The organism is Microbacterium sp. zg.Y909, assembly GCF_024626565.1.
In genome coordinates this window covers 1-1,566 of the sequence record NZ_JANJFJ010000630.1, presented here as the reverse complement: position 1 = coordinate 1,566, position 1,566 = coordinate 1, and the positions used below count along the sequence as shown (strand labels likewise).

At 70.7% G+C, this 1,566-nt stretch carries 2 protein-coding genes; both read right to left on the bottom strand.

The window, feature by feature from the left end:
- The coding region (locus tag NQ160_RS23595) for a YihY/virulence factor BrkB family protein (RefSeq protein WP_257517426.1) at positions 1-1,148 on the bottom strand (1,148 nt) is incomplete at its 3' end.
- A gap of 28 nt (positions 1,149-1,176) precedes the next feature.
- Positions 1,177-1,566, bottom strand: a 390-nt coding sequence (locus NQ160_RS23590) for a 4Fe-4S dicluster domain-containing protein (protein WP_257515793.1), incomplete at its 5' end; no start/stop codon positions are given.

The window sequence follows — 1,566 nt, the reverse complement described above, 5'->3', positions numbered from 1 at the left end:
GCGAGCTCTTCCTTCGCCGCGCGCACGTCGCGGGCGGCTCGGCGGGCTCGGTACCAGGGCGCGCGCCGGCGCCGTTCCCGCGCCTCGCGCAGGTGCACCTCCGCGGCGATCACGAGCGCCCGCGCTTCGACGGCACGGCGCTGCGCATCGCTGACCGGGGCGAGGGGGATGTCGTGGTCGGCGGCGGCGACCGCGATCCACGACGCCGCGACGAGGATCACGATGGCGACGAGGCGGAACCACACCAGGAACGCGATGAAGACCGAGAACGTCGCCAGCAGCGGATTGGCCGGGGTGTAGACCAGCACGAACCCGGCTCCCAGCTGCAGCACGCCGATCGCCGCCCCGCCGAACAGCGCGCCGGGCCAGATGGTTGGCCACGGCACCGAGGCCCCGGCGAGAAAACGGAACAGCAGCGCCAGCGCGGTGGAGTTGATCGCGAAGGCCACCACGATCGACCCCACCCGGCTGACCACCGACACCCAGGCGGCGGCGTCTTCCCACCCGAACAGGTCGAACAGCAGATTGACCGCGCCCGAGGCCATCGCCCCGAGCCCCGCGCCGAGCACGAGCGCGACGCCGAACATCGTCGCGGCGACGAAGTCGCGCGCCTTCAGCACCAGGTAGCTGCGCGAATCGTACGGCAGACCGAAGATGTCGCGCACGGCACGGCGGGTATAGGTGACGAAGCCGATGGCGGTCCAGATCGCCACGAGGACCGCCACGGAACCGGTGACCGCCAGCGCGCCCGTGCTGGAACGGGCGACCTGGGTGACTTCCTCGGGCGACACCAGGCCGCCGGCGGAGATGAGGTCGGGAATGTAGAGGTTCACCAGCGCGATGAGGGCGTCGATGGCCTGCTTGCTGCCGCCGAGCCACAGCCCCACGATGGCGAACGCGAAGTACAGCACCGCGAACATCGCGAACAGCGACTGGTAGCTGATGCTGGCGGCCAGCAGGAACCCGTTGTGCCGCAGGAAGTGCCGCCAGACCCGCACCGGGAAGGCCGCCAGGGTGCGCCGGCGCAGCGCCGACGCGCGCTCGATCGGCTCGTCCAGGCGTTCGCGCAGCACGGAATCGTCCCAGCGGGCGCGCCATGAGTCGTCCCGCCCGTCGTCGGGCGTCCCCTCACGGCCGGCGTCGCTCACGCGCCCCAGCGTACCGAGGGGGATCCGGCTACTTGCGCAGGATCGCCTGCTTGACCTCGGCGATGGCCTTGGTCACCTCGATGCCGCGGGGGCACGCCTCGGTGCAGTTGAAGGTCGTGCGGCAGCGCCACACGCCCTCCTTGTCGTTGAGGATGTCCAGGCGGGCGTCGCCGGCGTCGTCGCGCGAGTCGAAGATGAACCGGTGCGCGTTGACGATGGCGGCGGGCCCGAAGTACTGCCCGTCGGTCCAGAACACCGGGCACGACGAGGTGCACGCCGCGCACAGGATGCACTTGGTGGTGTCGTCGAAGATCTCGCGGTTCGCGATCGTCTGGATGCGCTCCTTGCCCGGCTCCGGCTTGGAGGTGGAGATGAGGAAGGGCTGCACCTCGCGGTACGACGCGAAGAACGGCTCCAT